Consider the following 14,494-nt stretch of genomic DNA (forward strand, 5'->3'; position numbering starts at 1 on the left):
CGGGTTTGACCGGACAGCCGCCAGGGGAGCCTCACGACGTGCCCCGCGTCACATCCGCATCACAAGTGCGTTTCGTTTTTTCTGGCTAAACCGCTCTTATGCCGATGTAAGACTGGTCGCCGGACTTACCGGCAAATCGGAGGGGCAGCCACGTGACCGAGCGGAGACAGGTCGTCCGCCCGTTGATCGCCACCACCGTCATCGCCGCCGCCGCCATCGGCGCCGCCTACACGTTCGGCCCCGGGGCCCAGGCCGAGAAGGTCGGCAGCACGGCGAAAGCGAAGGACGGGCGGACCCAGGTGGTGAAGGCGGAGACGCTGACGGCGACGGGCGCCTGCGCGACCAGCGCGAAATATCCCAAGCGCCAGCTCCGCGGTGTCTGGATCGCGACCGTGCACAACGTCGACTGGCCGTCGAAGCCCGGGCTGTCGCCCGACCGGCAGAAGGCCGAGTACCTGAGGATCCTCGACAACGCGGTCAAGCGCCGGCTGAACGCCGTGTTCTTCCAGGTGCGTCCCGCCTCGGACGCGATCTACCGCTCGTCGCTGGAGCCGTGGTCGCAGTGGCTCACCGGCACGGCCGGCCGGGACCCGGGCTGGGATCCGCTGCCGTTCCTCGTGGAGGAGGCCCACAGGCGGGGGCTGCAGTTCCACGCGTGGTTCAACCCCTACCGGGCGGCCGACTCGGCCACCGCGAAGCTGCCCGCCGGGCACCCGGCGCGGCTGCACCCCGACTGGGTCGTCAAGCACGAGGGCAAGCTCTACTACAACCCCGGGCTGCCCCAGGTGCGCGACTGGGTGACCAAGGTCGTGACGGACGTCGTGCAGCGCTACGACGTCGACGGCGTCCACTTCGACGACTACTTCTACCCCTACCCGGGCCGGGGCACGAGGTTCGCCGACCAGGCGGCGTACAAGAAGTACGGCAAGGGCCTGAGCCTTGCCGACTGGCGGCGGCGCAACGTCAACGACCTCGTCGCCCAGGTCTCGGGCGCGGTCCACGCGGCGAGGCCGTACGCCGTCTTCGGGATCAGCCCCTTCGGCATCTGGCGCAACAAGGCCGAGGACCCGGCGGGGTCGGCCACCAAGGGCATGTCGGCCTACGACTCCATCTACGCGGACGCGAAGGCGTGGATCAAGAAGGGCTCGGTCGACTACGTGATGCCCCAGCTCTACTGGCCCCGGGGCTTCGCCGCCGCCGACTACACCGTCCTCGCCAAGTGGTGGGCCGACGCGGTGAAGGGCACCGACGTGGATCTCTACATCGGGCAGGCGCTCTACCGGGTCGGCGCGACCGACACCCCGGCCTGGACCAAGGCCGGCGAGCTGCCCGCGCACCTCACGCTGAACCGCAAGCACCCGGAGATCTCCGGCGACGTCTACTTCAGCGCCGCCCAGCTCGTGCGGAACCCCCTGGGCGTGCTCGACCGGATCGTGAAGGAGCACTACACGCGGCCCGCGCTGCCGCCGGTGCTCAGGACGGGGTCCACCGCCGCGCCGGCCGCCCCGCGCGGGGTGAAGGCCGCCTCGGGGGCGCTGACCTGGCAGGCCCAGCCCGGCGCGCAGGCGTACGCCGTGTACCGGGTGACCGGCAAGGACGCCTCCTGCGCCACGGCCGACGCGCGCAACCTGCTCGCCGTCGTGCCGGCCTCCGCCGCACCGCAGTACGCCGCAGCGGGCTCGGGCGCCTACTACGTCACCACGCTCGACCGCCTCGGCAACGAGAGCGCCGCCACCCTGGCGACATGACCCGTACGCCCGGCTCCGGCGGCCCGATCCCGTCCGCCTGATCCGGGCCGCCCGGGACGGACCGAGTCGCTGCGCGGACGTCCACGGGTCCGGTAGCGTGGTCGCGGGTTTTTCCAAGATCATGTACGGGCCTGGGGGTCGCCGGTGAGTGGCACGTGGGTGAGGCGCGCGCTCGTCGCCGTCGTGTTCGGTGTGTCGGTCGTGACTCTCGCGCCCACCACGGCCGCGTACGCCGGACTCGCGGCCGGACCGGAGCAGAGGCCCGGCCAGGACGGGACGGCCGCGGGCGAGAAGGCGGCCGGCGAGCGGATGGTGCTGGTCGGGATCCCGGGGCTGATGTGGAGCGACGTCACCCCGGCGGACACCCCCGCCCTGTGGCGGCTCGCCGGTGAGTCCGCCATCGGCTCCCTGTCCGCCCGGACCGTCCGCAAGGACGGCACCTGCCCCTACGACGGATGGCTCACGGTCTCGGCCGGGGTGCGGTCGGCGGTGGGCGGACGCTGCGGCATGGCGCCCACGCCCGAGGCGAGCGGCGCGGGCGCGGTGGTCCCCGAGTTCTCCTGGCTGTGGGAGGTGCGCGAGCAGCGCGACGCCGGAACCCTCGGACAGGCCCTGCACACGGCCGGGCGGACCACGATGGCCGTGGGCCCGGGCGCGGCGCTCGCGCTGGCCGACCGCGCCGGGCGCGTGGACGTCTACGCCGCCGACGCCGGGCAGGTCTCGGACTGGACCCGGGCGGACGTCGTCGCGGTGGAGATCCCCGATCTCATCGCGCCCTACATCTCGGCCGACCGGCTGAGCGAGGTGCCGGAGGCGGTGTCCCCGCAGGCGCGCCGGGCGGCGGCGCGGGCGGCCGACGCGAAGCTCGGCGCGCTCCTGCCCCGCCTGGGACAGGCGACGGTGCTGGTGGCGGGCGTCGGCGACCACGGGCCGGTGCCGCACCTGCGGGTGGCGATGCTGCGCGGCCCGGGCGCCGGCCAGGCCACCGGCCCGGACAGCGCTGGCACGGACAGCGCGGGCGGGCCGGGACGCACGCTCGGCGCCAGGTCCACCCACCGCGACGACATGATCATCCTGCCGGACCTCACCGCCACGATCCTCGCCCGGGCCGGAGTGGCCGCTCCCCCGAACGTCGTCGGCGTCCCGGTCGAGACGCACGGGACCGGCGGCGGCAGTCTCGCGGAGGGCGTCGCGGCCCTGCGGACCGCCGACGTGGCCGGGCAGACGATCAGGAACACCACCGGCGTCTTCTTCACCACCCTCGCCGTGCTCCAGGTGCTGTTCTACCTGACCGCGTTCCTGTTGCTGCGCCGCCGCGACCGGCTGCCGGCCGTACGGTCCGCGGCCGTGGCGCTGGCGGCGATCCCCGCCTCGACCTATCTGGTCAACCTCCTCCCGTGGGCCCGTACGGCGCAGCCGGTGCTCACGCTCTTCGCCTCGATCGCGGCCATCGCGGCGGCGCTGACCCTGGTGGCCCTCACCGGGCCGTGGCGGCGCGCCGTGCTCGGGCCGCTGACCGTGATCGCGGCGGTGACCGCGGCCGTGCTGCTCGGCGACCTGCTGACCGGCACGCCCCTGCAGCTCAACAGCCTGATGGGCTACACGGGCGTGGTCGGCGCCCGCTACTACGGCCTGGGGAACATCCCCTTCGCGTTGCTGGCCACGGCCGTGCTGCTCGTGACCACGGCCGTCGCGGACCGGCTCGTGCGGTCGGGCCGCAAGTCCGTCGCGGTGGCCCTGATCGCCGTGCTCGGGGCCTTCGCGATGCTGCTCGACGGCTGGCCCGGCGTGGGCAGCGACTTCGGCGGTGTGATCGCCTTCGTCCCCGGCATCGCGGTCACCGCGATGATCGTCGCGGGCAGGCGGGTGTCGGTGGTCAAGCTGGGCGCGTTCTGCGCGGCGGGCGGCGTGCTGGTGATGACGATCGCCTACCTCGACTACCTGCGTCCCCCGGCCAGCCAGACGCATCTCGGGCGGTTCGCCGGGCAGGTCGCCGACGGCACGTTCCTGCCGGTGATCTCCCGCAAGCTCGGGGCGATGCTCGCCACGCTGCTCAGCCCCAACCTGATGCCGGTGGTGATCGCCGCCTTCGCGTTCCTCGTCTTCGCGCTGCTGCGCCCCGGCACGGCCAGCGCCGGGGTGCTGCCGGTCGCGTTCGAGCGGGCGCCCACGCTCAAGGCGGGCCTGCTCGGCGCGCTCGTGAGCGGGGTGGTCGGCATGCTCGTCAACGACTCCGGTGCCGCCGTGCTGTCCATGGCCCTGGCCCTCGCCGTGCCGCTGGTGCTCAGCGCGGGGATCCGCGCCCTGCAGTACGGCGAGCCCGCCCCGGCGGCCACCACGCCGATCCCCCCGGCGGGCCTGGCGGGCTGAGCCCCCGTGGCCGGGGCGCGGTCAGGAGTCGGCGGGCCAGGCGCCGGCGAGCAGGTCGCGGGTGTCGCGCAGCAGCTGCGGCAGGACCCTGGTGTGCCCGACCACCGGCATGAAGTTGGTGTCGCCGCCCCACCGGGGCACGACGTGCTGGTGGAGGTGGGCGGCGATGCCCGCGCCCGCCACGCCGCCGAGGTTCATGCCGACGTTGAAGCCCTGCGCCCCGCTCGCCTTGCGCAGCGCCTGCGTGGCGCGCTTGGTGAACTCGGCGAGCTCGGCGGTCTCGGGCCCGTCGAGGTCGGCGTAGTCGGACACGTGCCGGTACGGGCAGACCATCAGGTGCCCGGAGTTGTACGGGTAGAGGTTGAGCACGGCGAACACGGCCGATCCCCGGGCCACGATCAGCCCGTCCTCGTCGGAGAGCTTGGGAATCTCGCAGAACGGGCAGCCGTCGTCCGCGCCGGAGCCCGTGGGCTTGTTCTCGCCCTTGATGTAGGCCATCCGGTGCGGAGTCCACAGGCGCTGGAAGTTGTCCGGAACCCCGGCGCCGGCCTGCTCGATCGGCTCTGAATCCACGGTCGTCGCTTCCCTCCGGTCCGTCCCCTGCGCCCCAGGCCACCGCCGCTGCCGCCCGTACGACGACCGGCGGCGCCGTGCACCGTCAGCAGTGTGCACCGGCAGCTCTGTGCATCCTCAGCGCTGTGCAGCAGCATATGACCCAGCGGATCTCTCCCGGCCCGCCGGGTTCACCGTACCGGAGCGCCGTCGGGCGCAGCGGGCGTCCCCACGGAGGGGACGCCCGGGTTCGCCGTACGACGTTCCGTCCAGGCCTCGACGGAGCCGGGCCCGGACGGGCCGGACCCGCAGACGTCAGACCTGGACGCGGCGGCGGACCGCCTCGACGATCTCCTCGATCGCCTGGTCGACCGGCACGCCGTTCTTCTGCTCGCCGCTCCGGTAGCGGAAGGAGACCGCGCCGGCCGCGATGTCGTCGTCGCCCGCGAGGAGCATGTACGGCACCTTGGCCTTCTGCGCGTTGCGGATCTTCTTCTGCATGCGGTCGTCGCTCTCGTCGACCTCGATCCGGATGCCCTGCTCGCGCAGCCTCTTGGCGACGTCCTGGAGGTACGGCGCGTGGGCGTCGGCGATCGGGATGCCGACGACCTGCACCGGCGCGAGCCACGCGGGGAAGGCGCCCGCGTAGTGCTCGACCAGCACGCCGAAGAACCGCTCGATCGACCCGAACAGCGCCCGGTGGATCATGACCGGCCGCTTCCGGGTGCCGTCGGCGGCCTGGTACTCCAGGCCGAAGAGCTCGGGCAGGTTGAAGTCGAGCTGGATGGTCGACATCTGCCACGACCGGCCGATGGCGTCCCGGGCCTGCACGGAGATCTTCGGGCCGTAGAAGGCGGCGCCGGCCGGGTCGAGGACCAGCTCCAGCTTCTCGGACTCGGCCACCTCCCGCAGTGTCTCGGTGGCCTGCTCCCACGTCTCGTCGTCGCCGACGGACTTCTCCGGGTTCTTGGTGGACAGCTCCAGGTAGAAGTCCTCCAGGCCGTAGTCGCGCAGCAGGTCGAGCACGAACCGCAGCAGCGACTTCAGCTCGTCGCGCATCTGCTCCTGGGTGCAGTAGATGTGCGCGTCGTCCTGGGTCAGGCCGCGTACGCGGGTCAGGCCGTGCACCACGCCCGACTTCTCGTACCGGTAGACCGTGCCGAACTCGAACAGCCGCAGCGGCAGCTCACGGTAGGACCGCCCGCGCGCCCGGAAGATCAGGTTGTGCATCGGGCAGTTCATCGGCTTGAGGTAGTAACGCGCCCCCTCCAGCTCCATGGGAGGGAACATGCCGTCGGCGTACCAGTCGAGGTGCCCGGAGATCTTGTACAGGTTGTCCTTGGTGATGTGCGGGGTGTTGACGAAGGAGTATCCCGCCTCCTCGTGCCGGCGGCGCGAGTAGTCCTCCATCACCCGGCGGATCACCCCGCCCTTGGGGTGGAAGACCGGCAGCCCCGAGCCCAGCTCGTCGGGGAACGAGAACAGGTCGAGCTCGGCGCCGAGCTTGCGGTGGTCGCGCTTCTCGGCCTCCTCCAGCAGGCGCAGGTACTCGTCCTGCTTCTCGCGGGTCTCCCAGGCGGTGCCGTAGATGCGCTGGAGCTGCGGGTTCTTCTCGCTGCCCCGCCAGTAGGCGCCGCCGGACCGCATGAGCTTGAACGCCGGGATGACCCGGGTGCTGGGCAGGTGCGGCCCGCGGCACAGGTCCTTCCAGCACAGCTCGCCCGACTTGGGGTCGAGGTTGTCGTAGATGGTCAGCTGCCCGCCGCCCACCTCGACGTCCGCGCCGTCGGCCGACTCGGCGGCGCCGCCCTTGAGCCCGATCAGCTCCAGCTTGTACGGCTCGCCGGCCAGCTCCTCGCGGGCCTCGTCGTCGCCGACCGGACGCCGGCGGAAGGTCTGCCCCTGCTTGACGATCTCGCGCATGCGCTTCTCGACGCGCTTGAGGTCGTCGGGGGTGAACGGCTCGCGGACGTCGAAGTCGTAGTAGAAACCGTTCTCCACCGGCGGGCCGATGCCCAGCTTCGCCTCGGGGAAGATCTCCTGCACGGCCTGGGCCATGACGTGCGCGGCCGAGTGACGCAGGATCGCCCGCCCGTCGGGGCTGTCGATCGCGACCGGCTCGACGAGGTCGCCCTCGGCCACCTCGGCGGCGAGGTCGCGGAGCTCTCCGTTGATCCGGGCGGCGATCACCGACCGCCCGTCGGCACCGAGCGCCTCCCCGGCCGTCGTGCCCGCCGCCACCACGCGCTCGGCTCCGGCGAGGGTGATGCGTATCTCAAGGGCGGCGGACACGGTAGCTCCTTAGGACAGTGTCGATGTAGCGCGCACGCGGAGAGGCGGCGGCTCCGATGCCTCCGATGCTACCGGTGCCGTCATCCCGATTTCTCGTGCCGGCTCCGGGCGCCGGGGGCGGGCGGGTCGCTCCCGGTACCGAGGGTGCGGCGGGTCGCTCCCGGCGCCGGGGCGGCCGGTGGGCGGCGGGTCCCGTACGCGGCAACGGGCCGGGACCTGCTCGCCATGCGCCTGTCACCGTGCCGCCAGTTCCCGGCCGGACCCGGCGGTGATTACGTGGAGTCGCCGGACTACAGCGATAAGCGACTTCGGTGCGGCTGGAGGATCATGCGCTCCCCACTTCGACGCGCCCCGGGAGTCGGCCTCGACCACGACGGCCGCGGCACCCCATGACACTCCCCGAGGGCAGGAAGGCGCCGGAACGTGTCGGCCGGCCGCCCAGGGCACCGGGTGGCCGGCCACTGCTCGGACACATGAAACCCCTGCTCACCGACCCGCTGGGCCTGCTGGCGGCGCTGCCACGCCACGGCGAGGTCGTGGAGCTGCGATTCGGCCGGACGCCGACCTATGTGGTGTGCTCGCCGGAGGCGGCCCAGCGCGTGCTGAGGAACTCCGACCACGCCTTCGACAAAGGCGGGGTGTTCTACGAGAACATGCGGTCGATCGTCGGTGACGGCATGGCCACCTGCCCCCTGGCCCGGCACAAACGACTCCGCCGGCTCGCACAGCCCGCCTTCCACACCGGCCGGATGACCGGCTACGCCCATACCATCCACGCCCAGGTTCACGCCGTCACCGCGACCTGGCGCCACGGACAGATCCTGGACGTACTGCCGGAGATGCGGTCGCTGGCCACCCGCTCCAACCTCGCGACCATGTTCTGCCGCCGCGATCTCGGCCCCGAAGTCGCCGGGCTGCGGCAGGCCGTCACCGACTTCGTCGACCACCAGACCATCCTGCGGATGATCGCCCCCGGCCTCAACCGCCTGCCCACCGGCCGCAATCGCCGCTATCGCGAGAGCGAGGCCAGGCTGCTGCGCTTCCTGGACGAGGAGATCGCCGCCTACCGCCGGGACGGCGCGGACCACGGCGACCTGATGTCCATGTTCACCACCGCCCTCGACAGCGACCGGCTCAGCGACAAGGAGGTGCGCGACACGGCCATGACCGTGCTCCTCGGCGGGATCACCGCTACCGCCGTCGGCCACGCCTGGGCCCTGCACCAGCTCTCCCAGGACTCCGCGCTGGACGCCGAAGTGGCCCACGAAGCGCAGGCCGTCGCCCGGCTCGACCAGGGGCACACCGCCGCCGACGTGATGGCCCGGCTACCCCTCACCCGAGGCGTCGTCGCCGAGGTCCTGCGAATGCGCTCTCCCAGCTGGATCTTCCCGCGGGTTGCCGTCACCGACACCACCATCGGCTCCCGGCGCATCCCGGCCGGCGCGCAGGTGCTGCTGAGCCCGTACGTGCTGCACCACCGGCCCGACCTGTTCCCCTCCCCGGAGGCCTTCGATCCGTACAGGTGGGACGGACGTGACCCGCATCAGGTCAAGGGCTGGCTGCCCTTCGGGGCAGGAGAGTCGAAATGCATCGGCTACGAACTCGCCTTCATGGACCTGACGTTGTCCCTCGCCGGCATCATCCGGTCCTGGCGCCTGCGACCCTGCCCCGGCTCCGTACGCCCACGGCCACGACTGCACCTGGAGCCGCACGGCCTCACCCTGCGGCTGACCGAACGGACACCGCGCTGACCTGCCGGCCGGCCAGTATGTCCAGCAGGGAGGGCGTGCGCTCATCGACGCCGTACGCCACGGCGTGTGCAGCCGGGGCGCCCCGTCCCCGAGCAGCCGCGCCACCTGCCACGCGGGGCACCCGCAACTCCACCCGCGTGCCGCGCGGGGCGGCCAGCCACATGGTCACATCGGGAGGCGTCACGAGGGGGATCGTCGCCGATCGCGGAGACGGCCTTTTTAACGAGTTGCCGTGCTTTGGTGCTGACGGGCAGGGTGTCGACGACCGCCTCGTCCCCGACGCCGCACGAGCGCCCTGACCCTGGAGCAGAAGTTGCGACACTCCGATCGTTCGTCGGTCCGGGAACTCTCGGTCGCGGATGCGAAGGCCGGTCCCTACGGCATCACGACCGGGCCCGACGCCGCGTTGTGGCTCACCCTGGTCCACAGCGGTGAGATCGCCCGCCTGGCCGTCGACGGTGAGCTCAGCCGGTATCCCGCGGGTTCCGCCGAGTGCAGGCCGAGCGTCATCACCGCGGGCCCGGATGGGGCACTGTGGTTCACCCGGTCCGCGGACGACCACATCGGCCGGGTCACCGTCGACGGAACCCTCACGGCGTTCGCATTGCCCGATCCCGGCGCCGGCCCCTTCGGCATCTGCGCGGGCCCGGACGGCGCCCTGTGGTTCACCGAGATGAACACCGACCGGATCGGCCGCATCACCACGGACGGACAGATCACCCACTTCGCCCTCCCCGCACAGGGAGCGTTCCCCTCCATGATCACCTCCGGCCCCGGCGACGCACTGTGGTTCACCCTCAACCAGGCCAACGCCATCGGCCGGCTCGACCTGGACGGCACCGTGACGCTCCACAGGCTGCCCACCGACGGCGCCGCACCCGTGGGCATCACGCGCGGGGCCGACGACGCGGTGTGGTTCGTGGAGATCGCCGCGGGACAGATCGGCAGGCTCGGTGCGGACGGCGCGATCCAGGAGTTCCCGCTGCCCGATCGGAGCGCCAGGCCCCACGCCATCACCACGGCGCCCTCCGGAGAGTGCTGGTTCACCGAATGGGGCGCCAACCGCGTCGGATGCGTCACCCCCGCCGGGGTGATCACCGAGTACGACCTGCCCACCCCCTCGTCGGAACCCCACGGCGTCACCGTGGGCCCGGACGGTGCTGTGTGGACCGCCCTGGAAACAGGAGCGGTCGCCCGGCTGGCGCCGTGATCCCGCACCCCCTCCGTACTGCCTGGACGTGCCCGTCCTTAAGCCCGACGGGCTCGGCCTCGTGCGGCCGGTTGAGGCCTGACGCCTGCTCCCTTGGGTGTAGTGCGTACGGCGAACGGTGCAGGGTCAAGTGACGATCGACGGACGACGCGTCCCGCTGCGGCCCGGCCTAGCGTTTCTCGTCGAGACGGCCGGAGCTTCCGCAGCCCTTGAGTCCGCCGGTCCGCGCGGCTACGGAAAGCCGGACATGTCGTCGCCGTGGCCCTCGCCACCGGGGTGCACAACCCCCGGCAGGGCACGATCCCTCTCCGTCTGCTTCTCGGAGCGCTCCTGCTGGTGAGACGCCGCTGGTCCTGGACCGCAACCCGGCCCGCTACCTGATCCACGTCGCGGGGGAAGGACTGCTCCTGGCGGTTCTCGTCGCCGCGGGTCTCACGTTTGCCGCCGCGACGCGCTGGCGCGAGCGGCTGCGCGAGACCGACGGCCGTGCGCGCGGCCGAGGAACGGCTGCGCGTCTCGCACGAGGTTCACCACGTCATCGCCCACACGCTGGCCGACCTCGGCTCCCTCATCACGGTCCTGCGGGACGACCCCGCTGACACCGAACCCCAGGCGGATCTGGCCTCCTTGGACGCTCTCATCGCCGACACCCGCGGCGCCGGCCTTGAGGTGACCCTCGACGAGCACGGCGACCGCGCGGTCGTCCCCGCCATCACCGCCATCGCCGTTCGCCGTGTCGTGCAGGGGTCCCTCGCCAACACGCTCAAGTCGCCCTGCGCGCGGGAGCCAGCGGCTTCCTCACCGAAGAGGTCGAACCCGCCGAACTCCGCGGGGCGGTCGACCCACATCACCCGGGCCATCGCCAAGCTGAACGTGCGCGACAGGGTCCAGCTGGTCATCCTGGCCTACGAGAGCGGCCTGATCCGGCCCGGCACGTGACATCGGGATCAGTCCGATCCGGGATCACGGAGGCTGTGGAGGTCGCTCTCGTCAGCCTTCGGTGGCGGAGGGTGGTTCCTTCATCCAGGTCGGGACGTCCTGGCCGGTGACCACGCGGAACTCGTCGGCCACAGCGGCGGCGTCTCCCGCATAGGCGCGACGCAGCAGGTCGGCGACCGCGTCGACGATGTCTCGGGCGATGTACTCGGGCAGTTCCCGCGACGCCAGCCACGCCCTGGTCAGCGGGGCGACGGCGGCACCGAACCGGGAGTTTTCAATCAGCACACTCCCGTGGGCCGCAAGGCCTTTCGCGTAGCTGGGCATATAGGCGTCCCGGTTGGCCTCGGCCAGCTCCCCGAAGAGGCCGACGGCCTCCTCACTGACCGACACCGCCTCGGCCCGCCGCCCGACTCCCGTCAGCAGGATGGCGTGGTTGATCAACGAGCCGGCCAGGTCGGGCAGGTAGGCGTCCCGGTTGGCCTCGGCCAGCTCCCCGAAGAGGCGGACGGCCTCCTCGCTGAGGGGCACCGCCTCGGCCCGCCGCCCGACCTGGGCCAGTCGGATCGCATAGTTGGTCGACGAGCCGGCCAGGTCGGGCAGGTAGGCGTCCCGGTTCAGCTCGGCCAGCTCCCGCCGTAGGCGGACGGCCTCCTCACTGAACGCCACCGCCTCGGCCCGCCGCCCGGCCTCCGCCAACCGGTTCGCATGGTTGTGCACTGAGCCGGCCAGGTCGGGCAGGTAGGCGTCCCGGTTCAGCTCGGCCAGCTCCCGCCGTAGGCGGACGGCCTCCTCACTGACCACCGCCGCCTCAGCCCGCCGCCCGACCTCCGCCAACCGGTTCGCGTGGTTGGCCAACGACATCGCCAGGTCGGGCAGGTGAGCGTCCCGGTTCAGCTCGGCCAGCTCCCGCCGTAGGCGGATGGCCTCCTCACTGACCGGCACGGCCTCGGCCCGCCGCCCGACCTGGGCCAGCCGGATCGCATGGTTGTGCAATGAGCCGGCCAGGTCGGGCAGGTAGGCGTCCCGGTTCAGCTCGGCCAGCTTGCCGTGGAGGCGGACGGCCTCCTCACTGAGGGGCACCGCCTCGGCCCGCCGCCCGACGTCCGCCAACCGGTTCGCGTGGTTGGTCAACGACATCGCCAGGTCGGGCAGGTGAGCGTCCCGGTTGACCTCGGCCAGCGCCCGCCGTAGGCGGACGGCGTCCTGACTCACCGCCACCGCCTCGGCCCGCCGCCCGACGTCCGCCAACCGGTTCGCGTGGTTGGTCAACGACATCGCCAGGTGGGGCAGGTGAGCGTCCCGGTTGACCTCGGCCAGCTCGCAGTTGAGGCGGACGGCCTCCTCACTGACCGGCACCGCCTCGGCCCGCCGCCCGACCTCCGCCAGCAAGACGGCGTAGTTGTTCAACGAGTCGGCCAGGTCGCGCAGGTAGGCGGCCGGGTTCAGCTCGGCGAGCCTGCGCCAGAGCCCGACGGCCTGGTGGCCTTCGGCCAGCGCGCGTGTGTGCAGCCCCGCATAGGACAGGCGGACAGCCAGGGCTTCGTGGAGGCGGGCACGGGCGGCCGGGTCGGTGACGTCGGCCAGACCATCTTCGGCCAGACGGGAAACCACCGCGGCAGCCCCGATGTCGAGATCGATATGCCGCTGGACGGGCAGCCTCGCCGCGATGGCCGCCAGCAGCCGGGCATCGATGTCGTCCAGGTCGGCCAGCCTGGTCAAAGCGGCGCCACCGGCGTGCACAGCCAGGTCAGGGGCGGCGGCCAGCAGCGGATACAACTGCTGCCGCGCCAGGTGGGGCCATCGGTGAGCGGCCTCGATCAGCGTGGTCACCGCATGCCGCGCCCACGTCGGCATGCTCCCGCCCTCAGCCGGCCCGTCACCGGCGCCGTCGGGCGGGGCCAGCAGCCGGGCGGGCGCCGCCTCCGCCCACGGATCGGCGGGAAAGTCGCAGGAATGGCCGGGGGTGGACAAGGCGATGAAGTCCTCGCCCAGCCGGTCGGGGTACAACGGCTCCAGCACCGTGATGCTCGGGTGAGGAGCCGATACCGCTTCCGGTGAGGCCGGCCCCGGGCCGGGAGCTGTCGCGGGTGGGTAGCACACCGCGTGGTCCTTGAGGAGTTGCCCGGTCGCCTGGGTGGACTCGATGTCGGCGCGTGCCAGGGCGGCTTTGCCGTCGTCGTAGCCGAGCGGGCCGGTCAGCGTCGCGGTGTAGACGATCTGCCCCATCGCCTCCGGCGAGGTGGCCAGGGGTCTCTCCCGGCGGGGGGAGGCCATCGCCTCCCAGTGATCCCGCTCACGCGCCAGCAGGAACTGCGACACCAGCACCGGATCGGCAGGCGGTTGCTGTTTACGCTCGGCCGCCAGCACCGCGGCCAACGCGGCCATGTGCACGGTCAGCACCAGCCGATAGGCCTCATGCCGCTCCAGCGCGGACGGTACCGCCACCAAGGCGGCTCCGGGCACCTGCAGAAGTTCGGCGAACCGGTCACGGGCCGCGGCGAACAACCCCGCACGGGTGACCCCGGTCTCCTGCTCCAGCGGCTCCAGCTCCCGCCGAGTCGGCGTCAGGCCGAGATCGCGGTGCATCCGCCCCCTCAGGCTGTCCCACCAGGTGCCGGCCGGGCGGGCCAGCAGCAGCACCCGCACCGGCAGCCGCCCGGGCAGATGCGCGTCACGCAACAGGGTGAGCAGGTCGGCGGTGTCCCATCGCTCGGCGTAGTCCACCACCACCAGCACCCCGGCCGCCTCCTCGAAGGTGGGAACCTCGAACTCCGCCGCGGTGGAGCGGTCACGCCGGTGATGAGCCGCCAGCACCACCCACCCCCGCTGCCGCCACAGGCCCGCCACGTGTCCGGCCAGCCGGGTCTTGCCCTGCCCGCCCGGCCCATGGATCAGATGCACCGCCACGTTCTGCCCGGTGGCCGTATCCCGCCAGCTCGTGAGCTCTTCCAGCAGATCGTGGCGGCCGGTGAAGGCGACGAGCGCGTGCGAGGCCCGCAGCAGCTCACTGGGCTGCGCCCGCGCCTCTCCCGTCGTCGGAGGCGACGCCGGTGCGGGCCACAGCGCCCATCGGTACGGCTCCTCGCCCCCGTACACGATCAGGTCCCCGGCCGCCTGGTAGATCCGGGCCAGTCCCGCGGCCTGCGCCTGCTGGATCACCTTGCGTGATCCGCGCGACGGCCTCACCGCTCGTCGACGTCTCGGCCGGCCTGATCCACCTGGCCGTCCTCGACGGCCTCGGCCCGCTGCCACACCGATCGTGCTTCACCGCCGGCAACGCCACCCGCAGCGGCGTCATCGTCGCCTTCCCCGAGCCACCGCGCCGGACCGGCGGTGATGTCACGGCCGGCCTGAGAAACGCGGGCACGGCCGGTGGCGCTGGCCCGCTGCCGCACACCACCGCCACCGCCGCTTCCCCGCTCGGCGACCAGCCCGTACACCGCCACCCCCAGCCCGGCCAGGCCGACGAACAACCCGGCCACGCTGGCCAGCTTGTCCGCCTTGTCCAGCCCCACCTGGGACAGGTAGACGCCCAGCCCGGCCAAGGCCGCCACCGCGACCCCAGCCCCGCCCCATACCGGCACCGCTCCGCGCATACCGGCATCATCGACCACCCATGAGAATCACGTCAG

At 72.4% G+C, this 14,494-nt stretch carries 9 protein-coding genes; 5 read left to right on the forward strand and 4 right to left on the reverse strand.

What is annotated here, in order from left to right:
* Window positions 1-152 precede the first annotated feature (152 nt).
* Both HHX37_RS05395 and HHX37_RS05400 read left to right on the forward strand, forming a co-directional pair.
* Entirely contained in the window at window positions 153-1,748 is a 1,596-nt protein-coding gene (locus tag HHX37_RS05395) for a glycoside hydrolase family 10 protein (RefSeq protein WP_182884713.1), read from the forward strand.
* 144 nt (window positions 1,749-1,892) lie between these two features.
* Window positions 1,893-4,118: a hypothetical protein gene (locus tag HHX37_RS05400; protein ID WP_182884714.1), complete on the forward strand. Its 2,226-nt coding sequence runs from the start codon at window positions 1,893-1,895 to the stop codon at window positions 4,116-4,118.
* Between the two features lie 21 nt (window positions 4,119-4,139).
* On the opposite strand, the gene HHX37_RS05405 is transcribed toward HHX37_RS05400, so the two are convergent.
* Both HHX37_RS05405 and thrS read right to left on the reverse strand, forming a co-directional pair.
* Window positions 4,140-4,691 (reverse strand): HIT family protein, encoded by a 552-nt coding sequence (locus HHX37_RS05405; RefSeq protein ID WP_111700325.1) that lies wholly within the window; start codon window positions 4,689-4,691, stop codon window positions 4,140-4,142.
* Between the two features lie 294 nt (window positions 4,692-4,985).
* On the reverse strand, window positions 4,986-6,962 hold the full coding sequence (gene thrS, locus HHX37_RS05410; protein ID WP_182880326.1) for a threonine--tRNA ligase: 1,977 nt from the start codon (window positions 6,960-6,962) through the stop codon (window positions 4,986-4,988).
* Between the two features lie 389 nt (window positions 6,963-7,351).
* On the opposite strand from thrS, the gene HHX37_RS05415 reads away from it, so the two are divergent.
* The 3 genes from HHX37_RS05415 to HHX37_RS38110 all read left to right on the forward strand — a co-directional run bounded on the left by HHX37_RS05415 (window position 7,352) and on the right by HHX37_RS38110 (window position 10,862).
* Window positions 7,352-8,713: a cytochrome P450 gene (locus HHX37_RS05415; protein ID WP_396774828.1), complete on the forward strand. Its 1,362-nt coding sequence runs from the start codon at window positions 7,352-7,354 to the stop codon at window positions 8,711-8,713.
* A gap of 313 nt (window positions 8,714-9,026) precedes the next feature.
* Window positions 9,027-9,923, forward strand: a complete 897-nt coding sequence (locus tag HHX37_RS05420; protein WP_182884716.1) for a virginiamycin B lyase — start codon at window positions 9,027-9,029, stop codon at window positions 9,921-9,923.
* A 486-nt stretch (window positions 9,924-10,409) separates the two neighbouring features.
* The gene (locus HHX37_RS38110; RefSeq protein WP_220502626.1) at window positions 10,410-10,862 is read left to right on the forward strand and encodes a hypothetical protein; all 453 of its coding nucleotides are present in this window, start codon (window positions 10,410-10,412) and stop codon (window positions 10,860-10,862) included.
* 51 nt (window positions 10,863-10,913) lie between these two features.
* On the opposite strand, the gene HHX37_RS37580 is transcribed toward HHX37_RS38110, so the two are convergent.
* Window positions 10,914-14,021: a tetratricopeptide repeat protein gene (locus tag HHX37_RS37580; RefSeq protein WP_182884717.1), complete on the reverse strand. Its 3,108-nt coding sequence runs from the start codon at window positions 14,019-14,021 to the stop codon at window positions 10,914-10,916.
* A 23-nt stretch (window positions 14,022-14,044) separates the two neighbouring features.
* On the reverse strand, window positions 14,045-14,458 hold the full coding sequence (locus HHX37_RS05435) for a hypothetical protein (RefSeq protein WP_182884718.1): 414 nt from the start codon (window positions 14,456-14,458) through the stop codon (window positions 14,045-14,047).
* Between the last annotated feature and the right edge of the window lie 36 nt (window positions 14,459-14,494).

The sequence above is a fragment of the Microbispora sp. H10885 genome (assembly GCF_014161415.1).
GTDB lineage: Bacteria > Actinomycetota > Actinomycetes > Streptosporangiales > Streptosporangiaceae > Microbispora > Microbispora triticiradicis.